Origin of the sequence: Undibacterium cyanobacteriorum (genome assembly GCF_031326225.1) — a bacterium.
Lineage (GTDB): Bacteria > Pseudomonadota > Gammaproteobacteria > Burkholderiales > Burkholderiaceae_D > Undibacterium > Undibacterium cyanobacteriorum.
This window is the reverse complement of sequence record NZ_CP133720.1, coordinates 672,962-699,035: the sequence shown is the minus strand read 5'-3', so window position 1 is coordinate 699,035 and position 26,074 is coordinate 672,962. Positions and strand designations below refer to the sequence as shown.

At 48.0% G+C, this 26,074-nt stretch carries 32 protein-coding genes; 7 read left to right on the top strand and 25 right to left on the bottom strand.

Annotated features, from left to right (window positions below):
* The first annotated feature begins 266 nt into the window (after positions 1-266).
* A complete protein-coding gene (locus RF679_RS02880; protein WP_373921723.1) occupies positions 267-2,582 on the top strand; it encodes a penicillin-binding protein 1A in 2,316 nt (771 codons plus the stop codon).
* A gap of 182 nt (positions 2,583-2,764) precedes the next feature.
* Here the strand turns inward: RF679_RS02880 and cyaY are convergent, their stop codons facing one another.
* Complete coding sequence (gene cyaY, locus RF679_RS02875) at positions 2,765-3,073, bottom strand: iron donor protein CyaY (protein WP_309482722.1); 309 nt, start codon at positions 3,071-3,073, stop codon at positions 2,765-2,767.
* Between the two features lie 53 nt (positions 3,074-3,126).
* Here cyaY and lptM point away from each other — a divergent pair, with 53 nt between their 5' ends.
* Positions 3,127-3,315, top strand: a complete 189-nt coding sequence (gene lptM / locus RF679_RS02870) for an LPS translocon maturation chaperone LptM (RefSeq protein ID WP_309482721.1) — start codon at positions 3,127-3,129, stop codon at positions 3,313-3,315.
* A gap of 47 nt (positions 3,316-3,362) precedes the next feature.
* Here lptM and RF679_RS02865 read toward each other — a convergent pair whose 3' ends face one another.
* The 5 genes from RF679_RS02865 to RF679_RS02845 all read right to left on the bottom strand — a co-directional run bounded on the left by RF679_RS02865 (position 3,363) and on the right by RF679_RS02845 (position 9,499).
* Positions 3,363-3,986, bottom strand: a complete 624-nt coding sequence (locus RF679_RS02865) for a protein-methionine-sulfoxide reductase heme-binding subunit MsrQ (protein WP_309482720.1) — start codon at positions 3,984-3,986, stop codon at positions 3,363-3,365.
* 13 nt (positions 3,987-3,999) lie between these two features.
* Positions 4,000-4,977: a protein-methionine-sulfoxide reductase catalytic subunit MsrP gene (gene msrP / locus RF679_RS02860; RefSeq protein WP_309482719.1), complete on the bottom strand. Its 978-nt coding sequence runs from the start codon at positions 4,975-4,977 to the stop codon at positions 4,000-4,002.
* A 258-nt stretch (positions 4,978-5,235) separates the two neighbouring features.
* Positions 5,236-6,546, bottom strand: a complete 1,311-nt coding sequence (ccsB, locus tag RF679_RS02855) for a c-type cytochrome biogenesis protein CcsB (protein ID WP_309482718.1) — start codon at positions 6,544-6,546, stop codon at positions 5,236-5,238.
* Positions 6,547-6,593: 47 nt separating this feature from the next.
* Positions 6,594-8,765: a cytochrome c biogenesis protein ResB gene (locus RF679_RS02850; RefSeq protein ID WP_309482717.1), complete on the bottom strand. Its 2,172-nt coding sequence runs from the start codon at positions 8,763-8,765 to the stop codon at positions 6,594-6,596.
* A 104-nt stretch (positions 8,766-8,869) separates the two neighbouring features.
* A complete protein-coding gene (locus tag RF679_RS02845; protein WP_373921796.1) occupies positions 8,870-9,499 on the bottom strand; it encodes a c-type cytochrome in 630 nt (209 codons plus the stop codon).
* A gap of 310 nt (positions 9,500-9,809) precedes the next feature.
* Between RF679_RS02845 and yihA the strand changes: the two genes are divergently transcribed.
* The 4 genes from yihA (at position 9,810) to sbcB (ending at position 14,520) form a co-directional block, all read left to right on the top strand.
* Positions 9,810-10,505, top strand: coding sequence for a ribosome biogenesis GTP-binding protein YihA/YsxC (yihA, locus tag RF679_RS02840; RefSeq protein ID WP_309482715.1), 696 nt, complete (start codon positions 9,810-9,812; stop codon positions 10,503-10,505).
* Between the two features lie 272 nt (positions 10,506-10,777).
* On the top strand, positions 10,778-11,788 hold the full coding sequence (gene hemB / locus RF679_RS02835) for a porphobilinogen synthase (protein WP_309482714.1): 1,011 nt from the start codon (positions 10,778-10,780) through the stop codon (positions 11,786-11,788).
* 129 nt (positions 11,789-11,917) lie between these two features.
* A complete protein-coding gene (locus RF679_RS02830; RefSeq protein WP_309482713.1) occupies positions 11,918-13,063 on the top strand; it encodes a magnesium transporter CorA family protein in 1,146 nt (381 codons plus the stop codon).
* Between the two features lie 17 nt (positions 13,064-13,080).
* Positions 13,081-14,520 carry an exodeoxyribonuclease I gene (gene sbcB, locus RF679_RS02825; RefSeq protein WP_309482712.1) on the top strand — a complete coding sequence of 480 codons (1,440 nt, stop codon included), beginning with the start codon at positions 13,081-13,083 and terminating at the stop codon, positions 14,518-14,520.
* A gap of 118 nt (positions 14,521-14,638) precedes the next feature.
* Here sbcB and dsbD read toward each other — a convergent pair whose 3' ends face one another.
* Positions 14,639-16,378: a protein-disulfide reductase DsbD gene (gene dsbD / locus RF679_RS02820; protein ID WP_309482711.1), complete on the bottom strand. Its 1,740-nt coding sequence runs from the start codon at positions 16,376-16,378 to the stop codon at positions 14,639-14,641.
* Between the two features lie 4 nt (positions 16,379-16,382).
* On the opposite strand from dsbD, the gene RF679_RS02815 reads away from it, so the two are divergent.
* On the top strand, positions 16,383-16,544 hold the full coding sequence (locus RF679_RS02815) for a hypothetical protein (RefSeq protein WP_309482710.1): 162 nt from the start codon (positions 16,383-16,385) through the stop codon (positions 16,542-16,544).
* 312 nt (positions 16,545-16,856) lie between these two features.
* Here RF679_RS02815 and rplQ read toward each other — a convergent pair whose 3' ends face one another.
* The 18 genes from rplQ to rplN all read right to left on the bottom strand — a co-directional run bounded on the left by rplQ (position 16,857) and on the right by rplN (position 25,948).
* The gene (rplQ, locus tag RF679_RS02810) at positions 16,857-17,255 is read right to left on the bottom strand and encodes a 50S ribosomal protein L17 (protein WP_309482709.1); all 399 of its coding nucleotides are present in this window, start codon (positions 17,253-17,255) and stop codon (positions 16,857-16,859) included.
* A gap of 118 nt (positions 17,256-17,373) precedes the next feature.
* Entirely contained in the window at positions 17,374-18,351 is a 978-nt protein-coding gene (locus RF679_RS02805) for a DNA-directed RNA polymerase subunit alpha (protein WP_309482708.1), read from the bottom strand.
* Between the two features lie 103 nt (positions 18,352-18,454).
* Positions 18,455-19,078, bottom strand: coding sequence for a 30S ribosomal protein S4 (gene rpsD / locus RF679_RS02800; protein WP_309482707.1), 624 nt, complete (start codon positions 19,076-19,078; stop codon positions 18,455-18,457).
* 200 nt (positions 19,079-19,278) lie between these two features.
* Positions 19,279-19,683, bottom strand: a complete 405-nt coding sequence (gene rpsK / locus RF679_RS02795) for a 30S ribosomal protein S11 (RefSeq protein ID WP_186892601.1) — start codon at positions 19,681-19,683, stop codon at positions 19,279-19,281.
* A 40-nt stretch (positions 19,684-19,723) separates the two neighbouring features.
* Positions 19,724-20,089 carry a 30S ribosomal protein S13 gene (gene rpsM / locus RF679_RS02790; protein ID WP_309482706.1) on the bottom strand — a complete coding sequence of 122 codons (366 nt, stop codon included), beginning with the start codon at positions 20,087-20,089 and terminating at the stop codon, positions 19,724-19,726.
* Between the two features lie 27 nt (positions 20,090-20,116).
* On the bottom strand, positions 20,117-20,230 hold the full coding sequence (rpmJ, locus tag RF679_RS02785) for a 50S ribosomal protein L36 (RefSeq protein WP_014004415.1): 114 nt from the start codon (positions 20,228-20,230) through the stop codon (positions 20,117-20,119).
* Positions 20,231-20,274: 44 nt separating this feature from the next.
* A complete protein-coding gene (gene infA, locus RF679_RS02780) occupies positions 20,275-20,493 on the bottom strand; it encodes a translation initiation factor IF-1 (protein ID WP_005663428.1) in 219 nt (72 codons plus the stop codon).
* A gap of 24 nt (positions 20,494-20,517) precedes the next feature.
* A complete protein-coding gene (secY, locus tag RF679_RS02775) occupies positions 20,518-21,855 on the bottom strand; it encodes a preprotein translocase subunit SecY (protein WP_309482705.1) in 1,338 nt (445 codons plus the stop codon).
* Between the two features lie 32 nt (positions 21,856-21,887).
* Positions 21,888-22,319 (bottom strand): 50S ribosomal protein L15, encoded by a 432-nt coding sequence (gene rplO / locus RF679_RS02770; protein ID WP_309482704.1) that lies wholly within the window; start codon positions 22,317-22,319, stop codon positions 21,888-21,890.
* A 28-nt stretch (positions 22,320-22,347) separates the two neighbouring features.
* The gene (rpmD, locus tag RF679_RS02765) at positions 22,348-22,527 is read right to left on the bottom strand and encodes a 50S ribosomal protein L30 (RefSeq protein WP_309482703.1); all 180 of its coding nucleotides are present in this window, start codon (positions 22,525-22,527) and stop codon (positions 22,348-22,350) included.
* A 10-nt stretch (positions 22,528-22,537) separates the two neighbouring features.
* On the bottom strand, positions 22,538-23,056 hold the full coding sequence (gene rpsE, locus RF679_RS02760) for a 30S ribosomal protein S5 (protein ID WP_186917415.1): 519 nt from the start codon (positions 23,054-23,056) through the stop codon (positions 22,538-22,540).
* 12 nt (positions 23,057-23,068) lie between these two features.
* Positions 23,069-23,431 carry a 50S ribosomal protein L18 gene (gene rplR, locus RF679_RS02755; RefSeq protein WP_309482702.1) on the bottom strand — a complete coding sequence of 121 codons (363 nt, stop codon included), beginning with the start codon at positions 23,429-23,431 and terminating at the stop codon, positions 23,069-23,071.
* A 13-nt stretch (positions 23,432-23,444) separates the two neighbouring features.
* A complete protein-coding gene (rplF, locus tag RF679_RS02750; protein WP_309482701.1) occupies positions 23,445-23,978 on the bottom strand; it encodes a 50S ribosomal protein L6 in 534 nt (177 codons plus the stop codon).
* 10 nt (positions 23,979-23,988) lie between these two features.
* Positions 23,989-24,384 (bottom strand): 30S ribosomal protein S8, encoded by a 396-nt coding sequence (rpsH, locus tag RF679_RS02745; RefSeq protein ID WP_186892593.1) that lies wholly within the window; start codon positions 24,382-24,384, stop codon positions 23,989-23,991.
* Between the two features lie 14 nt (positions 24,385-24,398).
* On the bottom strand, positions 24,399-24,704 hold the full coding sequence (gene rpsN / locus RF679_RS02740) for a 30S ribosomal protein S14 (protein WP_186917412.1): 306 nt from the start codon (positions 24,702-24,704) through the stop codon (positions 24,399-24,401).
* A 7-nt stretch (positions 24,705-24,711) separates the two neighbouring features.
* Positions 24,712-25,251 carry a 50S ribosomal protein L5 gene (gene rplE, locus RF679_RS02735; RefSeq protein ID WP_309482700.1) on the bottom strand — a complete coding sequence of 180 codons (540 nt, stop codon included), beginning with the start codon at positions 25,249-25,251 and terminating at the stop codon, positions 24,712-24,714.
* Positions 25,252-25,255: 4 nt separating this feature from the next.
* Entirely contained in the window at positions 25,256-25,570 is a 315-nt protein-coding gene (gene rplX, locus RF679_RS02730) for a 50S ribosomal protein L24 (protein ID WP_309482699.1), read from the bottom strand.
* Between the two features lie 9 nt (positions 25,571-25,579).
* Positions 25,580-25,948, bottom strand: a complete 369-nt coding sequence (gene rplN / locus RF679_RS02725; protein WP_006464924.1) for a 50S ribosomal protein L14 — start codon at positions 25,946-25,948, stop codon at positions 25,580-25,582.
* Between the last annotated feature and the right edge of the window lie 126 nt (positions 25,949-26,074).

The window sequence follows — 26,074 nt, the reverse complement described above, 5'->3', positions numbered from 1 at the left end:
TCGTTCACAAATTGCTCATAAAAAACTATTGTTCAGCCTGAAAAACGCATTTTTTCTTTTAAAAACCGCGATTTAGAAGACACTCATACTAGCTTACGTTAAATCCTAGCAATAAGGATAGTCGAATGTAAAGCACTTTCCGGTCAGAACGGCCTTTTTGCGTTGTCAATTCTCCACTCAGGAGGTTTACTTGAAGAAATGCAATTTTTATAGTTCAGCTGGGAAGGCTATAATGGCGCTCATTGTTTTTGAAACGAAATTGCCATATGTCAACACCGTCGGAATCCCCTATCGCTCAAAGTGAATCGAGCCAGCTACCGAAGCCAAAGAGCAAAGCAGCTAGAGCGCTCATCAATACGTTTATCGTATTATTTGGACTGATGTTCGCGGGCATTTTAGTTTTGATTTTCGCCTTAACAATGGCCTACCCCAATTTGCCGGAGATCGATGCCATTACCAGTTACCGCCCCAAGATGCCGATGCGTGTCTTTTCGGCTGACAATGTTCTGATCGCCGAATTCGGTGAAGAACGCCGGAATGTAGTCCACTTCAAAGATATCCCTGATGTGATGCGCAAAGCGGTCCTCGCTATCGAAGACGATCGTTTCTATGAACATGGTGGCGTTGATTACATCGGTATCGCGCGCGCTGCATTCAATAACGTCACTGGCGGCAATAAACAAGGTGCCTCAACCATTACCCAACAGGTTGCTCGAAATTTCTTTTTATCAACCGAGCAAACGGTGAAGCGCAAAGTCTACGAAATCTTGCTCGCTTGGAAAATTGAACAAAATCTCACAAAGAACCAAATTCTTGAGGTCTACATGAACCAAATCTATTTGGGCCAACGCGCATACGGATTCTCCTCGGCGGCGCAGATTTACTTTGGTAAAGAACTAAAAGATATTACGGTCGCTGAAGCGGCGATGCTAGCGGGTCTACCGAAAGCACCGTCTGCGTACAATCCGGTTGCCAATCCTAAAAGGGCTACGGTACGACAACAGTATATTTTGCAACGTATGTTTCAACTCGGCTATATCACCAAAGCCCAATACGACGCTGCCAAAGTTGAAAAACTGAAAATCAAAACTAGTAGCATCGAATTCGGCATCCACGCTGAATACATCGCCGAAATGGCGCGTCAATTAGTGTACGAACAATTTAAGGAAGAAACCTACACGCGCGGCCTCAATGTCTATACGACGATCACAAAAGCGGAACAAGAAGCCGCCTATCAATCTCTGCGTCGAGGTGTGATGGATTATGAACGCCGCCACGGCTATCGCGGTCCCGAAGCCATCATCGAACTACCAGGCAACAAAGAATTGGCAGACGAAGCGATTGAAAAAGAATTGGCCGAGCACCCGGACAGTGATGACATCTTGGCGGCCATGGTCTTAGAAGCGAAGCCAGATCTCGTCAAAGCGGTTCTCGCGAACGGCGATGAAGTTCAAATTTCTGGCGCCGGCCTGAACTTCGCTGCCTCGGGACTGAAAGCCAATGCACCCGCCAACAAACGCATTCAGCGTGGCGCCGTGATTCGCGTCATGAATGATGGCAAAGCTTGGGCGATCATTCAGATGCCGGAAGTACAGTCCGCGTTCGTCGCGGCCGATACTAGCACTGGTGCTATTCGTGCTTTGGTCGGCGGCTTCGATTACAACTTTAATAAATTCAATCACGTGACACAAGCATGGCGTCAACCGGGTTCCAGTTTCAAACCATTCATTTATTCTTCTTCACTTGAAAAGGGTTTATCGCCCAGTACGATCATCGATGACGCCCCCATCAGTTTCGATGCTGGACAAACAGGTGGTCAGGCATGGGAACCCAAAAACTACGATGGTAAATATGAAGGCCCGATGACGATGCGTAAGGGTCTAACAAAATCCAAGAACATGATCTCGATTCGGATCTTGCAACGCGTCGGCGCCAAATATGGTCAGGAGTATGCGAGTCGGTTTGGTTTCATTCCAGAGAAGAATCCAGCGTACTTAACCCTCGCACTTGGAGCCGGTGCAGTCACGCCGATGCAAATGGCTGGCGCCTATGCGGTCTTCGCGAATGGTGGTTACAAGGTCAACCCCTACCTCATCAACAAGATCGTCGATGCTGATGGCAAAGTGATTGCTGAAGCCAAACCCGATGTGGCGGGCGACGAAAATAATCGCGTGATTGATGAGCGCAATGCTTACTTGATGGATAGCATGTTGCGAGATGTCGTACGTTTCGGGACCGCTACCAAAGCACTGGTCCTCAAACGCCCAGACCTCGCTGGCAAGACAGGCACGACCAATGACTCAATTGATGCTTGGTTTGCAGGTTACCAAGCGAAGATCGTGGGCGTGGCGTGGATAGGATATGACCAACCTCGCAATCTGGGTAATCGTGAGACCGGTGGTGGTTTGGCGCTGCCGATTTGGATCGGCTATATGCAGACTGCACTGAAAGACATACCGATTATGGAGCGCCCGATTCCGAATGGTGTGATTCAAGCAGACGGTGACTACTTCTATATCGAGAATCCACCCGGATCAGCCATTAAGAATCTGGGTAGCGACCCAGAAGTGATCATCGAATAGCAAAGCACGTTAGCTATCAAGTGAAAACGGGATGTCTCAAAAGAGCATCCCGTTTTTTTCTGCCATCTCTGGTTCAACCAATGAATTCCTTAGGACGGAGCCATTTACTAGCGCTCTGAGTCTACCAAATCACCCAAGTTGCCAATTCTTTTCACTAGTCCTAGCGTCTTCTCAAAGCTGATTTATTTCTGCTCCTGCGCGAGGCGTTGAAGGGTTTCAAAAAACTCAGTGCCATCGCGCGTGTTGCGCCAATGTTGCCCATCGTGCTTATAGTGAAAGCCGCCTGAACGTGCAGCGACCCACATTTCCTGCATCGGCGCTTGACTGTTGACGATGATCTTAGAGCCATTTTCGACAAACTCGATTTCCAGAACATTGCCACTGCGTTTGCAATCGACATCTAACTCGTCGTTTTCAAAAGCTTGTTCAAAAATATCTTGCACGCGCTGCAAGCAGGCATCGGCTTCGCGCAAAAACTCGGTTTCCGTCATGGTACACTCCACATCGCATCTAAATTCTCTCCATTTTATACGGTATTGCGATCTTGAAGAAAATCAACCTTTTACTAAGCAGTGTTTTTCTATTGACTTCATTGGCAAGTCTCAGCGGCTGCGGACAACGTGGTCCACTCTATTTGCCGGAGAAAAAAAATAGTCCAGCGCCGACCAATACACCAACGAATGCGCCAACGACAGCGCCAGATCCAAGCACTAGCAACGACAAGAAAAACTAGTAGCAGCTGCCTCGCCAAGATCGGTCTGATTCAAGCCATCGCTTGCTTCAAACCTTCGCTTGGCGCCAACGCCAAAACAAACGCTGCGCAAATAGCACGACGATGATTGCTGCGAACAAACTCGGTTGTGCGAAATTATTCTTCCCTGCTCGCATCCAAAAGTAATGCAGCAACGCGAGAACGGCAATCAGATACACCAAACGATGCAAGCCTTGCCATACCCTCCCACCTAACTGACGCATGGCCCAATGATTACTGGTGAGCGCCAACGGCACTAAAAGAACGAATGCAGCAAAGCCGACTGTAATGAAGGGGCGCTTTACGACATCGCGCAGCATCTCTGAGAGTTCAAAGAAATGATCGAACCAGAGGAAACTCATGAAGTGGCAGCTCGCATAGAAAAACGTATATAGCCCCAACATGCGGCGCAAGCGCATGAGCCATGGCCACTCGAGCCAACGCCGTAGCGGTGTCACCGCCAAGGTAATGCAGAGCATATACAAGGCCCAATCACCGGTATTCCGCGTGATAAATTCCAAGGGATTGGCGCCCAACTGATCTTGCCATCCGGCGTAAAGCAAACGCAGAAATGGCAGCAATCCCAACACGAACACCGCAACCCGAATCGCTGTCAACGATCGATTACTCAGCTTTTGAAAACGTGCAAACAAGGGTATGACTCTCTCAATAAAATTTCTTCAAGTCCATCCCAACGTACAAACTGGCAACTTCATTGTAGCCATTGAACATGAGTGTCTTGCGCTTACGGCTTAAGAAGCCATCTTCACCAATACGTCGTTCACTCGCCTGCGACCAACGTGGATGATCGACTTCAGGATTCACATTTGAATAAAAGCCATATTCACGCGCATTGGCGACATTCCATGAGGTGCGTGGTTGGTCCTTCGTCAAACGTATCGTGACAATCGATTTGGCCGATTTGAAGCCATACTTCCATGGCACCACGAGACGCACAGGCGCTCCATTTTGATTGGGCAGCACTTCTCCATACAACCCAAGAGTCAAGAGTGTGAGTGGATGCATGGCCTCATCCATACGTAAACCCTCGGTATAGGGCCATTGCAATACTGGGTATCCAACACCTGGCATTTGTTTATTGTCTGCCAGACTAATGAACTCAACATATTTGGCGTTGGCAGTAGGCTCGACTTTTTTCAGTAAGGCCGATAACGAGTAGCCTATCCATGGCACCACCATTGACCAACCTTCAACACATCGCAAACGGTAGATACGTTCCTCCAATGGTGCGAGCTTCAATAGACTATCAAGATCAAGTGTCACTACTTTCTTGACCTCGCCTTCGATTTTGATAGTCCAAGGGCGCGTCTTTAAGGTGTGCGCATTCACCGCAGGATCCCCCTTGTCGGTGCCAAATTCATAGAAATTGTTATAGCTCGTCACATCTTTATACGAGGTCTTTTTCTCGTCGAGGTGATAAGCCGGATTACTGATTGCATTCAATTTCTGCGCACTTGAATTCTGTGCGAAAGCCTCACGTTGGCTCATTTCCCACAAGCTTGTGCCCGCCACCGAACCAAGCGCCATTCGCTGGATAAAGCGACGACGCTCCTCAAAAATTTCCTTTGGGGTGATTTCTGAAGGGGCAATCGGATGGGAATCAGATGATTTCTTAATCAGCATTTCAAACTCCTATGACGAGATTGAGGAGACACCAGAATTGGCGCTTAGTTTCTCATAAGTCGAAGATCTGCGTATATCCTTACACAAAACTTGACCCGAGATCGATCTCCCCAAGAAATGGCCCGCTAGCTTGCTAAATCACGAACGCATTCGACACAATCTGAGTCGCAAATAAAAACGCCCGATGCATAAGCAATCGGGCGTTTTTCAAATGCACTGATGTTTCAGCGCTTTAGTTAATCTCTCAGAAATACTGGTTTAGAGAGTGCCGTAAGAGTGTAGGCCTGACAAAAACATATTCACACCAAGGAAAGCGAAAGTCGTTACCAACAAACCTACCAGCGCCCACCATGCTGCAATCTGGCCTCGTAAGCCCTTCATCAAGCGCATATGTAACCACGCCGCGTAATTGAGCCACACGATCAAAGCCCAGGTCTCTTTTGGATCCCAAGACCAATAGCCGCCCCAAGCTTCAGCCGCCCACAAGGCACCCAAAATGGTTGCAATCGTAAAAAATATAAAGCCGACTGAAATCGCTTTATACATCATGTCTTCAATCAGATCAGAACTGGGAAGACGTTCACATAGCATGTCTCGCTTAACGATCGTCAAAACGAACAGAAATTCCAACACTGCCAGAATCTTAGTGACCTTTAACATGCCGGAAATAACACCATCGTTTGAATTGAAAACGACGACAATACTCCATGCGAAAGCAAGCAAACCGCTTGGTGTTGCCACCAAGCCAATCCAAAGCGCACGGTTCGTTTCAGTTCTTAACAAGTAAGTCCAAGCCACCATCGCTGCTAGAGAAAAGGTTCCATAACCAATAAAATTGGCAGGGACATGAATCTTCATCCACCAACTCTGTAATGCTGGTACCAATGGTTGAATCTCGGCGGCACCGCGGCTGACCGTGTACCATAACAAGAAACCGATTGCGGCAGAAATAATCAGCAACACGAAAGCGCCCAGTTGACGCGTTCCGTAAATATCTTCGTAGTAGAGATAGAACAATGCCGTGATCAAAGCAAATAAAATGAAAACTTCATATAGGTTCGAGACAGGAATATGGCCCACATCTGGATTGATCAGATAAGACTCATACCAACGCACTAACATGCCGGTCGCACCGATCACGACGGCCGCCCAACACAAACCCGAACCTACTGATGCGCCAAAGTCAGACTTCGCCAGCAAGCCCCCCCAATAAAACAAGGTGGATAGAAAGAAGAAGGTGCTCATCCACAAAATTGCTGATTGGCTGGACAAGAAGTACTTCAAGAAAAACTTTTGATCGGCCAAACCAATTTGACCCGCATATTGGGAGACCGCGAACAAAGACAAAATAGCCAACGCCAACATCAGCGGGCGAATCGGTTTCCAACGCCACCCGAGATAAGCAAAACATGGCCCGGACAATAAGAGAATGGCCTCCTCATAGACATCCATGTGCATACCGTATGTACGGAACGCGTACACCGCGCCGACACACAGTAGCAGCGCATACACCCAATCGATCATCGATAGGCGTTTCAAAAAATTCTGTTCAAGTAATTGCTGTTCCATGATTCTTCCAAATTGCTTACACAATGAATTCAAGCGGACTCAAGATTCTAAATCTTATCAGAATGTGCGGTTGACACTTCGCCCACAATCTCACTCTCAAAGCTATTCGACAATTGCTTCTTAAGTTGCTCAAATTCTTTTTCGAAATCCAAGGTTTTACGTTGTGAACTCATCGCCATTAGCATATGGGTTGCGTTCGCCTCAGTCTTGAACCAACACCAAACGCGGCGCTCACGGATATAGAACATCGCAAACACACCAAGCGTCAAAAACAAACAGCCTAAGTACACAATATTCTGTCCCGGTGCACGCGTGACTTGGAATACAGAGGCCTTCACTTCTTCAAAGCCGCTCAGCTCCAAATACACGGGAGCGCCATAGAAGAAGGCGTCGGATAAACTCGACATACTCATTTGCAAGAACTGCGCGCGTTGCTCTGTCATTTCCAACGCACCGAGGCCATCGCGCTCACGGGCGAGCTGCCACAAATCCCACATACTGCCATTCAGAATTTTCAAATACACTTCTGCAGTTTTTTCGCGCTCGGCTTCAGGACGTTTACTAATGAACTCGCTGACTGCGGCGTATCCCGCCAATTTAGCATTCGCATCCGCGCCAGCAAAGTCGGCCAAACCTTTCGAAGCAGAGGCTGCTAATTGCGCTTGGAATTGTCGCGCATCGCCGTTTGGTAAAGCACGGTTTGCGTAACGTTCTGCTGCTTTGACCCGCAATTCAGGATCAGCGATCGCCGCTCGTAAGCGCATCCACTCTTTCAAGCTACTCTCTTCATCCGCTGGGATACGAAGATAGCGAAACGCTTCATTGGGAGAATCACGTGTGCCAGCAAGGAAGACCCATGCACCATCCAATAATATCGGTGCCATATAGTTGTGAAACTCACGCGCCTGCCCCGTCTTATCACGCAATTTATATTGCACAGTGGGGCCAACGTTTTTCAAATTACGCTCGCCATCCCGTTTCACCGCTGCGCCAGAATGTTTGTCCAAGTCGGCGCTCAGACGATCAACAAAGTTAGCACTTTGGTTCACCGAACGGACATCCTGTGCATTGCGAGACAAATCTTCGATATTGAGCGGTCTAAAACCAGACCATTCGATCGTGTATTGCTCGCCATTAGCTAGACTCGGATCCAAAACATTGGAACCACCCATTGTTCCATTCAACTCGGTAACCTTCGAGGATGCTCCGCGCATAGGATGGGCGCGCAATTGCAATCGGCTACCACCATCATCAAAGCTCGATTGAAAAATCGCGATACCTTTGTAGATCAGCGGATGATTAACCTTCACCGTAGCATCAAAACTCTTACCAGTTTCATGATCGATAATAGTGACATCACTCGCAAACAACTTCGGCATACCGGTCGAGTAAAAATCAATATTGAATTTCTTCAGCTGTATCGTGAAAGGCAGATCTTGCAACAGCACGCCTTTGCTCTGCTGGATAATCGCGACATTGGCACTCGAGCCTTCAGGCACCGCCACATTGCCACGGAAAGTGGGAGTTCCTTTTGCTAAGCGATGTTGCTCCGGCACCTTATCAATCAGCGTATTGCCGCCGTTGTAAGGCACCTTGCCCATGAACCAAGTTTGAAAACGAATCGCCAAATCGGAGTCAAAAGTCGCGCCGATACAAATGATGACGATCGCCGCATGGGCGAAGATATAGCCCCATTTATTGCCAGCGCCACGTTTCGCAGCCACCAAAATCGCCTGTTCTTTCTCGACGACTTTGTATTGATAACCGGCCTGTTTCAAATGCTGAATGACTTTGTCTTTACTAATCTCGATTGCTTCCGCAGTTTGCCACTCAGCCTTGTGATGAAAATTGCGTAAAGACTGTTCTCGCACGCTATCACGCCAACTCGCCATATCCTTCAACATCTTTGGTGCATTACGCCAAATACACAGACTCGTTGAGACCACTAGGAATGTCATGATCAACAAAAACCACCAAGCCGAGTAGAGAGAGTACAAACCTAAGCTTTGAAAAACTTCAAACCAAAAAGGTCCGAATTGATTAATGTAATTATTCACCGGCTCGTTTTGCTTAAGCACGGTACCAACCACTGATGCGATCGCAATCATGCACAACAAACTGATGGCGAAACGCATCGACGATAGCAGCTCGACCGTGCTCGCTAGCCACGGACGTCGTGTATTGATTTCCCAACCTGAGGTAGAAGTTTCGAGTTCCATAAATTTCCGCGCAAACAAAAAGGGGATGGCTCATGCCACCCCCTCCGTATTTAGATTTGTTGGGCTTCGCTATTTGAAAGCCCTAACATTGCAATCGATGGCGATTACTTCAAACCAGCGATGTAATCAGCAACTGCTTTCATTTCTTCTTCAGTCATGCCTTTAGCAATTTTCACCATTTGTGGGCTGTTGTTACGTGCACCTTTGAAGAAAGCGGTCAATTGCGCCACTGTGTAGTCTTGGTGTTGGCCAGCCAAACGTGGGAACTGCGCTGGGATACCTGCGCCATTTGGGCTGTGGCAGCCTGCGCAAGCTGGAACGCTCTTCTCAGCGATACCTGCGCGGTAGATTTTTTTACCGAGTTCTACCAAATCTTTATTCTTCGCAGAACCTGCCTTTGGTTTTTGTGCAGCCAAGAATGCTGCGACGTTTTTCATGTCTTCTGCAGTCATCGCTTTCGCAAACGTTGTCATGACTGGATTGTTGCGTGCAGGTGTCGTGAAATCTGTCAATTGTTTGACGATGTAAGCATCGTGTTGCGCAGACAATTTTGGATTTGTTGTAATCGTGGAATTACCGGCTGCGCCGTGACAAGATGCGCAAGCGACCAAACCACGAGCTGCATCGCCATTGGTGTACAAGGCTTCACCTTTGACTGGATCTGCTTTTACTGGCTTAGCTGTTTCGTTGGCATTGGCAACCGAAACCATGGAAGAAGCCACCAAAGCGATCATGCCGAGGGACTTGGATAATGATAAAAATGCACGGTTCATTCACACACCTTGAGACTGAAAATTGGAAATCGGTTCAATTGAAGCAATTGGGTACGTGCCTTGCGCATTGACTTATTTGCTTAAGCGAATGGGCACACGTCGCTAACCCCTTATTGTACAATAGCTTTTGTGGAAATGTTGAGGTATTCCAAGTCAATTGACGCGAAGAAACCTCACTTTCAGGGTGAAAATCGTCTACTAATCACCCATTCACCATCACTTTTTCAGCATCATCGTCAGCTTCGAGCTGATTTCACTCGATTGGTCTCTTATGTCTATTCTTTGGCAAGCGCGCTTCTTCACCACTGTTAATCATCTTCGCGATCTGCCCAAATTAGAAGTGCCAGAAGTCGCTTTCGCTGGGCGCTCGAATGCCGGGAAATCGACGGCGATCAATATTTTGTGCAATCAGAAGAAGCTCTGCTTTGCCTCGAAAACGCCAGGACGCACGCAACACATCAACTTTTTCTCGATCGGTGGGGCGCATGTTGGCCAGCACCGCAAAGATGAAACACGCCAAGATGAGATTCGCGCAATGTTGGTCGATTTGCCGGGCTATGGCTATGCCGAGGTACCTGGTGCCGCGAAAGTCCATTGGAATGCCTTGCTTGGCAACTACGTGCAAAAGCGTCAACAGTTAGCGGCTTTGATCTTGATCATGGATGCGCGCCGTCCTTTCACCGATCTCGACGTACAAATGTTAGAGTGGTTCGCGCCGACCGGCCGACCGATTCATTGTCTACTGACCAAATCGGACAAGCTGAATCGCAACGAAGCGACCAATGCACTGCGCGAAGCACGTAACTTGTTGGCACGTTACATCGATGGGCAAGGCAATCCAGCGCCGTACACAGTCCAGCTGTTTTCAGCATTGAAACGCGTGGGGATTGAAGAGGCCGATATGATGATTAAAAGTTTTACTGGCTTAAATGTTGAGAGTGCGGATTTGCCTGCTGTCGATGCATGAGCACGTTTTGCGGCTAGAAAATCGGAAATACATAGGCAAAGACGAGGTTGTCGACCAGTTTCAGAATTAACAAAATCCAAATTTCAAAGCATAAAAAAACCCCAGCACGCATAAACATGGGTACTGGGGTGAAAATAACGCCAATCGAATGGGAACAAATGGCGTCCCGCTTAGGGAGGACCAGCGGTAAGCATAATGCCTACTCCTTTGAGCACGTAAGGTAAGAAAAGTTTCATAAATGTTTCATTAATCGCGATATTTTTTTGATAGCCATGACATTCAATTCTTTAGCTGCTTTCCCCGCAATTCGTATGCGCCGTATGCGCCGTGATGCCTTTTCTCGTAACTTAATGCGCGAAAACCATGTGACGGTTTCTGATCTGATCTATCCCGTGTTCTTGGTTGACGGCGAAAACCGTGTCGAAGCGGTGGCATCGATGCCCGGCGTGGAGCGCATGTCCCTCGATAAGTTACTCGAAGTTGCCAAAGACTGCGTTCAACTCGGCATTCCTGTAATGGCCTTGTTTCCTTCGATCGACCAATCACTGAAAACCGAAGATGGTGCCGAAGCCTGCAATCCGCAGGGCCTGATTCCACGTGCGGTGCGTGCCCTCAAGGAAGCGTGTCCTGAGTTGGGTATCTTGACCGATATCGCACTTGATCCCTACACCAGCCATGGTCAAGATGGCGTGATCGATGCTAACGGTTACGTCTTAAATGATGAAACAACAGGAATGTTAGTGCGCCAAGCGCTATGCCACGCGGAAGCTGGTGCCGACGTCGTCGCACCAAGCGACATGATGGATGGACGTATCGGTGCAATTCGTGCTGCGCTCGAAGAAAAAGGTTTTATTTATACGCGCATCATGGCTTACTCAGCAAAATATGCGTCCGCTTTCTACGGTCCCTTCCGCGACGCGGTTGGTTCGTCCGGCAACTTGGGCAAGAGTAACAAGGCCAATTATCAAATGGACCCAGCCAATAGCGATGAAGCCCTACGCGAAGTCGCGCTGGATTTGGCGGAAGGTGCCGACATGGTGATGGTCAAACCAGGTATGCCTTACTTGGATATCGTGCGTCGCGTCAAAGATGAGTTCAAAGTGCCGACCTTCGCCTACCAAGTCAGCGGTGAATATGCCATGATCAAAGCCGGCTCGCAAAACGGTTGGATCGATCACGACAAAACCATGATGGAAGCGATTCTCGCATTCAAGCGCGCAGGCGCCGATGGCATCCTGACGTATTTTGCACGTGATGTAGCGCGTTTATTGCAAACCAAGTAAGCTCTCGACATTCGCGGTTCCCGTCTAACTGTTCACCCCTCCTAACCTATCAATGGCGGGGATATGGTCGATGTGGGCGAGCCCAACATCCCACAGTTTTCGGGGCCGTTTTTTTCGGAGCAGTACTGAATGGATATCTTTTACATCAGCGAACATCAAGTCGCGCAAAACTCTTTGCACGATTTTTCACAAACCGATTTTTTAGAAGCGGCGGCACAAGATCCGCAGAAGCTCGAAGACACTTGCCGCTTTCTTTGGCTCGATGCCACGCATGATGAAGTCGCCGCGAATCCTGAAGGCTGGCGTGATGAAATCGAACGCATCACGGGCATTCGGATTTATGACTTGCATCTCAAAGATGTCATCAATCTACATCACCCTTCTTATTTCGACGCGACGCAAGATTACGAATTAGTCGTCTTCCAAAAACTCGCGCTCGGTGCAGAATCAAATGCGAGCGAAAACACTACCAAGAAAATTCCTGCAGCGCTGAATAGACTCAACACTATCCCCGTCTCGTTTCTCTTACTCGGCACCGCGCTCGTGACAGTACGTGGCAAGCAAAGTCGCACTATTGAGGCAGCGCGCCAACGTTTGATGAGTCACCGTCCCAAGACCGAGGGCAATGGTCACACGAGTCGATTACCCTCTTCACCAGAAGACTTGATGCTACGACTGTTGAATGCGATGGTGGACCAGTATCTCGACCTACGCCAACCCTTAACGAATCAACTCGATCGCTGGCAACATGCTTTGCTCGACCCACGCAAACCTTTCAATAATTGGATCGCCTTACTCGATTCGCGCATCGAAATCCGCAAGCTCGATCATCTGTGTGAGGAGCAATACGATGCGCTGCAAGAATTACGCGATCACATCGTCGACACCTATGATGGCAACGCTGAACATCATAGTCGCGCCAAAGACCTTCTCCTAGTTCGTATCAATGATGTGATGGAACACGTTAATCGCGTTCTGAATCATGCGCGTCGACTCGAGGCTTCTTTGGAATCCTCCGTGCAAATTCACTTCGCGGCGATGGCCCATCGCACTAGCGACATCATGCGTTGGCTGACAGTGATCACCGCCCTGTTCATGCCACTGACGCTGATCACCGGCATCTTCGGCATGAACTTCGTCAAAATGCCGATGATCAATGATGTCGAAGGATTTTGGAAAGTGATCGGTGGTATGGCTGCTTTGATTGTTGTACTCGTGATTGCCTTTATCAAATTGCGCTACTTCGGCGAACCCGAACGGCGTCGGTATGACTAACTCTGAGAAAGAAGTGGATGCATAGTTTTCTTTGGCACGATTACGAGACTTTCGGCGCGGTGGCGCGTCGCGATCGACCTGCTCAATTTGCAGCGGTGCGCACGGATGCTGACTTGAACGAACTTGGTGAACCCATCAATATTTTCTGTCGCCCTGCCAACGACTATTTGCCCGATCCACAATCGTGCCTGATCACGCACATCACACCACAGCAATGCTTGGAACAAGGTCTGCCAGAGTACCAATTCGCTGCACAAATCGAACAAGCCTTAAGCGCAAGCGGCACCATCGGTGTCGGCTACAACACGATACGCTTTGATGATGAAGTCACACGCTTTTTATTTTGGCGCAATCTGATCGATCCATACGCACGCGAGTGGCAGAATCAATGTGGCCGCTGGGACATCATGGATATGCTGCGCACTTGCTATGCCTTGCGTCCCGACGGCATCGTGTGGCCACTCAATGATGAAGGGAAGCCGAGCTTTCGCCTGGAACATTTAACGGCTGCCAATGGCATTTCCCACGAAAGTGCACATGATGCGCTATCCGACGTCAGAGCAACCGTGGCCTTAGCGCGTTTGGTCAAACAAAAGCAGCCTCGTCTGTTCGACTTTTGTTTTTCGCTGCACAAAAAAGATAAAGTCGCGCAAGAATTAGGCGTACCACTATTGGGCAAAGCGTTTCTGCATGTATCAGGCATGTTCCCAACCAACCATGGCTGCTTAGCGATCATGTGGCCGCTGGCAGTGCATCCTAAGAATAAGAATGAAATCATCGCGTGGGATCTGCGTTACGATCCCGAAGAGCTGGTCGGCCTCTCGATAGCGACCATACAAGAACGACTCTTTAGTAAAATAAGTGAGCTTGCCGAACGCGTGACGCGCTTACCGATCAAGAGCGTCCATCTAAACAAATCACCAATCGTGATAGGTAATCTCAAGACCTTGAGCGCGGAGATGGCTGCACGTTGGCAAATCGATGTAGAACAAGCTCATAATCACGCGCAAAAGGCGGCCCAATTACAAGATCAAGCAGCGTTGCCAAATGAGCTGTGGGATGCCGTTTTTGGCAGATCGCAAGAGAGCACCAACGACGTGGATGAGGATTTATATGGCGGCTTCTTAGGTCCTGGTGACCGACGTCTTTTGAACGAACTAAGAAGCTACAATGCGGCTGACCTTATCAAAGCCAATCCGCATTTCCAAGACGAACGACTAGACGAACTTTTCTTCCGTTACAAAGCACGTAATTTTGCTGAGCACTTAAATGAGGAAGAGGCACTGCGCTGGGAAGAGCATCGATACTCTCGCCTAATTGAAGGTGCAGGGAATGCGCGCAACGTCGATGCGTACTTTGATCAAATCGACCAGCTCTCCGAAACCGCAGATGAAGTTGAACAAGACATCCTCGGTGCCTTATACGATTACGCTGAGATGATTGTACCGGTGCGCTAAGGACGCATCCACTGAGCCACAGAGCCACTTAGCCGCCGAGCTTAGCACCGACTACTTGGTGCTAAGCGCTCGTAACGCCCTGACGACCAAAACTAGTATGAGCAGCTTTGGCTTGTCCCTAAGGCTGCGATTGTACGGCCGCCAGCGATGCCAAAAAGGTGTCGGCATTTTGATAACCGATCACACGTTTGCCACTGATTTCTTGACCATTTCGATCGAAGAAAATGATGCCTGGTGGCCCGAACAAACCAAACCGTTTCAGCAGCGCTTTATCATCAACGTTGTTCGCAGTCACATCGACCTGCAGTAAGAGCATCTGATCCAACTTAGCTTTGACACGAGGCTCGACAAAGGTCAGCTTTTCCATTTCTTTGCATGAGACACACCAATCAGCATAGAAATCGAACATCACCAATTTATCTTTATTGGCAGCCAAAACTGCATCCAGTTCGACGCTACTACGAACGCGCTGAAATTTCACATGCACCTGCGTGCCGGTCAAATGCGCCAACGGTGAAAAAACATCACGACCACCTGTCGATACACCAAGCAACTGCACCGCAGCTAAAATGAAAAACACACCCGCAATAAACTTGGAAGCAAGTTTTCCCTTGTAAATAAAACCCTGATACACCGCATAAGCCGCGAACAGAAGACCCCATGCCAACATTTGCGTCCACGCTGGGATCACGGGTGAGATCATATAAATCGCCATACCTAACATCAAGACACCGAAGAAGCGCTTGATTTGTTCCATCCACATCCCAGTACGCGGCAGCACGCTGCCGGCCGACATCCCCACCAGCAAGAGTGGCACACCCATTCCTAGCGCCATCGAAAACAAAGCACTGCCACCGATTACCACATCGCGCGTTTGGCTGATATACACCAAAGCGCCAGCTAAGGGCGCAGCAACACAAGGGCCGACAATTAAAGCCGAGATCGCCCCCATTAAGAAGACGCCAATCATTTTGCCATTACGGCGACCTTCCGAAAAATACGTCAACTTGGTTTGAACCGCCGCTGGCATCTGCAACTGATAGACCCCGAACATTGAGAGCGACAGTAACACCATCAAAGCAGCGAACGCAGATAAGACCCAGGGATTTTGCAGAGCGGCGGCGAGCCCTTCGCCAAGCAAACCTGCACTAACCCCTAAACCTGTGTACACCAAAGCCATTCCTAGCACATAGCTCAAGGACAAAAAGAAGCCTCGGCTACGTTTGATCGCAGCCCCTTCTCCAACGATGATGAACGAGAGAATCGGTACCATCGGCAAGACGCAAGGAGTGAATGAGAGCCCGAGTCCGAGCACAAAAAACAAAGGCACAATCAGGATGAGGCGACCACTTTGTAAAGTGCTAGCGATACGTGAGCTTTCTTGCTGCGCAGCGTTGACACTTGAGCCAACTGTTTCTGTTGCGGGGCTGGTGGATGGGGGCGCAATCGCTGGGGATTCCACCTGTGTCGTTGCTGCAGCTGAGGCAGACCTCGGTACGCTGATCGGCAACACCAAATCCATAGGTGGATAACATAGGCCTGCATCGGCACAACCTTGCTGTGTCAATTTAAGTTTGAAATCGCCATTCGCTTTCACAGGAATCTCGATTACCAAACTGTCGTGATAAGTTTCAACGTCTTTTTCGAAAGTCTCGTCATACTTGATTTTGCCACGAGGGATGTCGAACTTACCAAGGCTGGCACCCTCCGCATCGAACTTGAAGCGCTCACGATATAAGTAGTAGCCCTTTGCAATTGTAAATTCGAGACGAAGCTTGTCTGCCTGCACCATTTTGGCATCGACTTTGAATGCGACGGCTGGGTCGAGAAACTCGTCGGCGTGGACGGGTCTAGCCATCAAAATGGTCAAACAAGACAAGATCGAAAAACAGATCAAAGACAGCCATTTCGGTATGAGCACTGAAGGGACGCGATTTGCTCTCACATGTAATCGTCGATTAAGTGCGGTCGATGCGTTCACCATCATGTATTTATCCTTCGACTATCTGAAAGTCGCTAACTAAGGCGTATGTCAGCTTATTGTCTTTGCTTCTATCGGAGATATGCTTGGCAGAGAAACCAATCTACCCTGCACAATATTTTTGATAAGCAAGCCGACATCTTACCGGAACTCCCCAAATCACGCTTTGTAGCTTACATTTAGACACAGACCGCAGCTTCGAGTTCGTTTCTAAAAATCGAAAAATACTATGTCAAGCGTACTTAGCCTCGTAACATATTCTGCACTATCATCGATCCGCTAAGCACGAAAAAAAAGCCGCTCAGCGAACTGAACGGCTTTTTTAATTTTAGCTTAACGACGTATCGTATTGTGCTTATTCTTCAACTGTTGGTGCATCAGCTGCGTCTGTAACTTCTGGACGATCCAACAATTCAACATAGGCCATAGGAGCATTGTCGCCAACGCGGAAACCCATTTTCAAAATACGCAAATAACCGCCGTTACGGTTTGCAAAACGTGGGCCCAATTCAGCAAACAACTTCTGAACGATTTCACGGTCGCGCAAACGAGCAAATGCCAAACGCTTGTTTGCCAAAGAATCTGTCTTAGCCAAAGTGATGATAGGCTCTACAACGCGGCGCAATTCCTTTGCTTTCGGCAAAGTTGTTTTGATTGCTTCGTGACGCAACAAAGATACTGTCATGTTGCGCAACATTGCCAAACGGTGTGAAGAGGTACGGTTGAGCTTACGTAAGCCGTGACGATGACGCATGATACTTCCTTTCGATAAATATTAAAAATCCAGTTCTTCTATCGCCAACCATTGGCGCGGACCGGTAATTATTTAGGCCAAGCAAAGTCGAAACCTTGCTTGGCCATAAAGTCAGTTATTATTTTTCCAAACCAGCTGGTGGCCAGTTTTCCAACTTCATACCCAAAGACAAACCACGGGATGCCAAGACTTCTTTGATTTCGTTCAAAGACTTGCGGCCCAAATTTGGGGTCTTGAGCAATTCATTTTCGCTACGCTGGATCAAATCACCAATGTAGTAAATGTTTTCTGCCTTCAAGCAGTTTGCAGAACGTACTGTCAATTCCAAATCATCTACAGGACGCAACAATACTGGATCAACCGCAGGAGCGCGAGATGGCGCTTCTGTTGTAGCTTCTGTGCCTTCCAAAGCTGCGAACACATGCAATTGGTCAACCAATACGCGCGCAGATTGACGAATCGCTTCTTCTGGAGTGATCACGCCATTGGTTTCAATGTTCATGATCAACTTGTCCAAGTCTGTGCGTTGTTCAACACGAGCAGACTCAACAGAGTAAGAAACGCGACGTACTGGAGAGAAGGATGCATCCAGAATAATACGACCGATCGTCTTATTCGCATCTTCAGACAAGCGACGTACGTTACCTGGAACATAACCGCGGCCTTTTTCGACCTTGATTTGCATGTCCAACTTGCCACCTGCTGTGAGGTTCGCGATCACGTGCTCTGGATTGATCAATTCAACGTTGTGCGGCAATTCGATATCGGATGCCAACACAGCGCCTTCGCCTTCTTTTTTCAAGGTCAAAGTGACTTCATCACGCTCATGCAACTTGAACACAACACCTTTCAAGTTCAACAAAATATCAACCACGTCTTCTTGCACGCCGTCGAGTGTGGAGTACTCATGTACCACACCAGCGATCGTCACTTCTGTTGGCGCATAACCAACCATCGAAGACAACAATACGCGACGCAAGGAGTTACCCAATGTGTGACCAAAACCACGTTCAAATGGCTCCATCACAACTTTCGCTGAGCCTGGGCCCAACATTTCAACATCAATAATACGAGGCTTAAACAGATTGTTTTGCATGATTTGTCCTTTTCAATACCCTCGGCTCGTTACACCGATAAGGCTGATGGCAAAATGAAAAAAGCCTGCGCATGTTTCCATGAGCAGGCGATGAAACTTAAGATTAACGAGAATACAATTCGACGATCAAGGATTCGTTGACGTCTTGAGCGATATCGCTACGGTCTGGCATAGACTTGAAGGTGCCTTCCATTTTCTTGGAATCAACTGCAACCCAAGATGGCATGCCGATGCTTTCAGCCAAAGACAAAGCTTCAACGATACGTGTTTGCTTCTTCGCTTTTTCACGAACAGCAACAACGTCACCAGCTTTAACTTGGTAAGAAGCGATGTTAACAACTTGGCCGTTCACTGTGAATGCTTTGTGGCTGACCAATTGACGTGCTTCTGCACGTGTGGAGCCGAAACCCATACGGTATGCAACGTTGTCCAAACGGGATTCCAACAATTTCAACAAAGTTTCGCCAGTGTTACCTTTTTGACGATCAGCTTCTGCGAAATAACGACGGAATTGACGTTCCAATACGCCGTACATACGTTTTACTTTTTGCTTTTCGCGCAATTGGTTACCGAAGTCAGAAGTACGTGCACCAGATTTTGCACCGTGTTGACCTGGTTTTACATCCAATTTGCATTTGGAATCCAAAGAGCGACGTGCGCTTTTCAGAAAGAGGTCCGTGCCTTCGCGGCGGGATAATTTTGCTTTTGGTCCGATATAACGTGCCACAATAATTTCCTTTGTAAATGACGTAAGTGCTCAATACACCTACGCTAGTTTGGTCTACCTGCTACCAAACAGTGGTCTTAAAAAAGTCGCTAAATTCCAAAGAACGATTCTAAAGAACAAAACCCACCAAATTTATTGGCGGGCTGCATTCTAGCATGGAAGCTAGAATTTACAAAGCTTAGCCGAGGCTAAGCTCAGTATTAGATACGACGACGCTTTGGAGGACGGCAGCCGTTGTGTGGAACTGGCGTAACGTCTTGGATCAAAGAGATCTTGATACCCAAATTATTCAAAGCACGCACAGAGGACTCACGACCTGGGCCTGGGCCTTTGATACGTACTTCAAGATTTTTGATACCGCATTCTACAGCCACTTTACCAGCGGCTTCCGCTGCAACCTGAGCTGCGAACGGTGTAGATTTACGAGAGCCTTTAAAACCTTGACCACCAGCTGTTGCCCAAGACAATGCATTGCCTTGACGATCAGTGATCGTGATGATGGTGTTGTTGAAAGATGCGTGAACGTGTGCGATACCTTCAGCAACATTTTTCTTAACTTTTTTACGAGCGCGTGCTGCCGCTGCGTTATTTTGTGCTTTTGCCATAATTGGTTCCTTGAATCCAGTAAGTTACAACTGCGCTGGATTATTTTTTCAATGATTGCGCTGCTTTACGTGGGCCCTTACGTGTACGTGCATTTGTACGTGTACGTTGACCACGAACAGGCAAGCCTTTGCGATGACGCAGACCGCGGTAGCAGCCTAAGTCCATCAAACGCTTGATGTTCATCGAGATTTCACGACGAAGATCACCTTCCACGACGTATTTTGCAATACCGTCACGGAGCTTTTCTAATTCGCTGTCGTCCAGATCTTTAACCTTTTTAGTGGTTGGAACACCTGTTGCTGCGCAAATGTCTTCCGCGCGTGGGCGGCCAATACCATAGATAGCTTGTAAGCCGATTACGGTATGCTGATGATTTGGGATATTAACCCCTGCGATACGTGCCATTCGTTATTCCTCGTTCAATAACGTTAATTAACCTTGGCGCTGTTTATGGCGTGGTTCTGTGCAAATTACACGAACAACACCTTTGCGCTTGATGATTTTGCAGTTGCGGCAAATCCGCTTAACTGATGCGAGAACTTTCATGTTTGCCCTCTTCCCTTTTAGTTCAATTTAATGCTTAAAATGCGTTACTTGGTCCTGAACACGATTCGTGCTCGGCTCAAATCGTAAGGCGTCAATTCTACTGTCACCTTATCACCAGGGAGAATGCGAATGTAGTTCATCCGCATCTTTCCTGAAATATGGCCTAGCACAACATGCCCATTTTCCAACTTAACTCGAAATGTTGCATTCGGAAGATTCTCAAGAATCTCTCCCTGCATCTGTATAACGTCGTCTTTTGCCATTCGATCTGCTGTTCCTCTGAGAACTTACCGTGTTGGTAAGCCGCCCTTGAAATTTGCTTTACGCAGAAGCGACTCGTACTGCTGCGACATGACATAGTTTTGTACTTGCGCCATGAAGTCCATTGTCACGACCACGATAATCAGCAGTGATGTACCGCCGAAATAGAATGGTACTTTCCAATGAGCGATCAACAATTCAGGCAACAAGCAAACCAAAGAGATGTACATCGCACCAATCAGCGTCAAACGCATCAGGATCTTATCGATGTAGCGTGCTGTTTGCTCACCCGGACGAATACCCGGAACAAACGCACCACTCTTCTTCAAGTTGTCAGCAGTTTCTTTGCTGTTGAACACCAACGCGGTGTAGAAGAAGCAGAAGAAAATGATCGTAACCGCATACAACAGCGCATGCACTGGCTCGCCAGTCGACAAAGAACTAGCCAAATCCTGCAAGAAGCGCACGAAACCAGATTCCTGATCTGCAGCGCCCTTGGCAAACATGCCAGTGATCGTTGCAGGCAACATGATGATCGATGATGCGAAAATCGGTGGGATCACACCAGCCATATTGAGCTTCAATGGTAGATGACTACTTTGACCACCATACACTTTATTGCCCACTTGGCGTTTCGCATAATTAACCAAAATCTTGCGTTGACCACGTTCTACGAATACCACCAAGAATGTTACTGCAGCCACCATCACGCAGATGATAATTGCTGAAATTGGTTGCATCGCACCAGTGTGTACCAAGTCAAAGAGACCTGCTAACGCACCAGGCAAACCTGCCACGATACCGGCGAAGATAATGATAGAGATACCATTGCCCAAGCCACGCTCTGTAATTTGCTCACCCAACCACATCAAGAACATCGTACCTGTCACCAGTGTTACCACTGTCGTGAAGCGGAACGCCATTCCTGGATCTAAAACCAGACCAGGTTGTGTTTCTAAGCCAAAAGCGATGAAGAAAGCTTGAATAACACCAAGAACCAAGGTGCCATAACGAGTGTACTGTGTAATCTTACGACGACCAGATTCACCTTCTTTTTTCAAGGCCTCCAACTGAGGAGAGACCACCGTCATCAACTGCATAATGATCGATGCAGAGATGTAAGGTGTGATACCAAGCGCTAAAATCGTGAACTTTGCTAACGCGCCGCCCGAGAACATGTTAAACATACCCAAAATACCATTTTGGTTTTGCTTAAATAATTGCTCAAGGACGGTTGGATCAATTCCAGGAACAGGGATGTGTGCACCTATCCTATATACAACCAGCGCGCCAAGCAGGAACCAGAGTCGTCCCCATGGAAATCCACTTGCCGCACTTTTCGTTTGTTGAGGAGATGTTGCCAATTAATGCTCCAGAATTTCGCAGTGACTCGTTATTAAGCGACTGTGCCGCCGGCAGCTTCGATCGCAGCTTTAGCACCTTTTGTGGCGATCAAGCCAGTCAAAGTTACTTTCTTTGTGATCTCGCCGGACAGAATCACGCGTACAACGCGAGCCAAGTCAGATACCAAACCTGCTTGTTTCAAGGCCAACATGTCGATTTCTGTTACTGGCAAGTTTTCCAAGTCAGACAAACGAACTTCTGCTTTGTATGGAGTCGCCAAAGATTTGAAACCACGTTTTGGCAAGCGACGTTGCAAAGGCATTTGACCGCCTTCGAAACCTACTTTGTGGAAACCACCAGTACGGGATTTTTGACCTTTGTGACCACGGCCAGCTGTCTTACCTAAACCAGAACCGATACCGCGACCAACACGACGTTTTGCGTGTTTTGCGCCATCAGCTGGTTGGATTGTATTTAATTCCATAATTTGCTCCGATCGTAAACCCAAGGGCTTACGATACAACCTTCACAAGATACGAGACTTTGTTGATCATACCGCGCACTGCTGGTGTGTCTTCCAATTCACGAACGGAATTGACACGACGCAAACCCAGACCACGCACAGTTGCACGATGGTCGTCGCGCGTACCGATCAAGCCTTTGACCAATTGCACTTTTACTGTTTTAGTCATTGCGCTCACCTTAGCCCAAAATTTCTTCAACGGACTTGCCGCGTTTCGCTGCGATCTCAGCTGGAGTGCTCATTTTTGCCAAGCCATTCAAAGTTGCACGAACCATGTTGTATGGATTTGTGGAACCGTTAGACTTCGCAACAACGTTTGTTACACCCAACACTTCGAAAATCGCACGCATTGGACCACCAGCGATAACGCCAGTACCTTCTTTCGCAGGAGAGATCATTACGGAAGATGCACCATGCTTACCGATAACGGTGTGTTGCAATGTGCCATTCTTCAACGTAACCTTGATCATCTTGCGACGTGCTTCTTCCATCGCTTTTTGTACGGCTACTGGAACTTCTTTCGATTTTCCTTTACCCATACCGATACGGCCGTCACCGTCACCAACAACTGTCAATGCTGCGAAGCCCATGATACGACCACCCTTAACCACTTTGGTTACGCGGTTGATCGCGATCATTTTTTCGCGCATGCCATCATCCGGCTTGTCGGCTGCTGTTTTTGCTTGCATTTTTGCCATGACGAATATTCCTTAGAACTTCAAGCCGGCTTCACGCGCGGCTTCTGCCAACGCCTTCACACGACCGTGGTAACGAAAACCGGAGCGATCAAACGCAACTTCCGTGATGCCAGCTTTCAACGCTTTTTCTGCAACGCGCTTGCCAATCAAAGTGGCTGCCGCAGCATTACCACCGTGCTTAGATGCCGCTGCCAACTCTGCACGTACTTCTGCTTCAACTGTCGAAGCGGAAGCAACAACATTTGCGTTAGCGTCAATAACGCTAGCGTAGATGTGTTGATTTGTACGGTGCACAGACAAGCGAGTCGCTTTAAGCTCTGCGATTTTGGCACGGGTTTGAGTCGCGCGGCGCAGACGTGATTGTTTCTTATCCATCGTCTAACCCCTATTACTTCTTCTTGGTTTCTTTAATCACAACCACTTCATCCGCGTAGCGGACACCCTTGCCTTTATAAGGCTCTGGGCTGCGGTATGCACGAACTTCAGCTGCGACCTGACCAACCTTCTGTTTATCCATACCTTTAATAAGGATTTCAGTTGGTGTTGGCGTTGCGCATGTCACGCCAGCTGGCATGTCATGAACGACAGGGTGCGAAAAACCCAAGGACAAATTCAATTTGTCGCCTTGTGCTTGTGCTTTATAACCAACGCCTACCAATGTCAGCTTACGCTCGAAGCCTTTAGTAACACCAGTCACCATATTGTTGACCAATGCACGCAAAGTACCTGTCATTGCATTTGCTTCACGGCTGTCGTTCGCTGGAGAAAAATTCAACGAACCACCTTCGTTAGCTACAGACACCAAGCCATTCAAGCTTTGTGTCAATACGCCCATCGGGCCTTTTACTGTAATCGCTGCTGCGGAGATGGCAACTTCTGCACCTGCTGGCAACGCGATTGGCATTTTACCTACTCGAGACATCTTGCACTCCTTAGGCGACGTAGCAAATAACTTCGCCACCGACACCGGTTGCGCGCGCTTTGCGGTCAGTCATAACGCCCTTAGGTGTGGACACGATGGCCACGCCCAAACCGTTCATCACACTTGGAATCTCGTCTTTACCTTTGTAAATACGGAGACCTGGACGTGAAACACGTTCCAAGCGTTCGATTACAGGACGTCCTGCATAATATTTCAAACCGATTTTCAATTCGGACTTACCAGCAGCATCAACTACTGCGAAATCCTCAATGTAACCTTCATCTTTCAAAACGTTTGCAATCGCAACTTTTACTTTGGAAGATGGCATCGCAACTGCAGTTTTTTGAACAACTTGCGCATTACGGATGCGGGTCAGCATATCGGCGATAGGATCGCTCATACTCATTGCTTATTCTCCTATTACCAGCTAGCTTTAGTCATACCCGGAATTTCACCACGCATAGCGAATTCACGGACTTTAATACGGCCCAAACCGAATTTACGGAATGTTCCACGTGGACGACCTGTCAATGCGCAACGATTGCGCTGACGTGTCGGATTGGAGTTACGTGGCAATGCCTGCAACTTCAAACGAGCTAAATAACGCTCTTCTTCAGTTTTTGATTGGTCATCAATGATGGCCTTCAATTCGGCGCGTTTGCCAGCGAATTTCTTCACCAAATCTGCACGCTTTTGCTCACGATTAATCAGTGCCAGTTTTGCCATGGCGACCTCAGTTTCTGAACGGAAATTTAAATGCGGCGAGAAGCGCTTTTGCTTCTTCGTCGGTCTTAGCTGTTGTAGTGATACTGATATTCATACCACGCAACGCATCAATCTTGTCGTACTCGATTTCAGGGAAAATGATTTGTTCCTTAATACCGATGTTGTAGTTACCACGACCATCGAACGCACGGCCAGAAACACCGCGGAAGTCACGAACGCGTGGCAAAGCTACTGTTACGAGACGATCCAAGAATTCGTACATGTGAGCGCCACGCAATGTGACCATGCAACCGATTGGATAGCCTTCACGGATTTTAAAACCCGCGATCGCTTTACGCGCTTTAGTTACAACAGGCTTTTGACCTGCAATCTTCGTCAAATCACCAACTGCGTGCTCGATTACTTTTTTATCAGCAACGGCTTCAGCCAAACCCATATTGAGGGTGATTTTCAAGATGCGAGGAACTTCCATTGGAGATTTGTAAGAGAACTTCTCTGTCAAATCTGCAACGATTTTATCTTTGTATAATGCTTGTAGACGGGCCATGACATTACGCCTTCACAACTTCGCCAGTAGATTTATAGACGCGGACTTTTTTGCCATCCACAACTTTAAAACCTACACGGTCTGCTTTACCAGATGCAGCGTTGAACAACGCAACATTGGAAACATGAATCGGCATCAATTTATCAACGATACCACCAACTGCTCCAGTCATTGGGTTAGGCTTAGTCGCTTTCTTAGCAACATTAACACCTGCAACAACAACGTAATCGCCATCGATGCATTGCTGCACTTGACCGCGCTTACCTTTGTCTTTACCCGTCAAGACGATGACTTCGTCGTTTTTACGAATCTTATTCATCACGACCCCTTACAGCACTTCAGGAGCAAGCGAAACGATTTTCATAAAACGCTCAGTACGCAATTCGCGTGTCACTGGGCCGAAAATACGTGTTCCGATTGGCTCGAGCTTTGCATTTAACAACACCGCAGCATTGCCGTCGAACTTCACCAAAGAGCCATCTTGACGACGAACACCTTTAGCAGTGCGAACTACAACTGCGTTGTAAATTTCACCTTTTTTCACGCGACCGCGTGGAGCAGCGGATTTCACTGTGACCTTGATTACGTCACCGATCCCTGCATAACGACGCTTAGAACCGCCCAATACTTTAATGCACAAAACTTCGCGCGCACCAGTATTGTCAGCCACTTCTAGCCGGCTTTCTGTTTGAATCATATTGTTCTCTTTCCCAACTTAATCCACACAATCCGCACATTGCAAATTTGTAGTCAGTCTTGGTCCCGCCAGCCAACCCACTAATTGTTGGACGCCTGTATTGCACAAGCAACAATGTACGAGTCA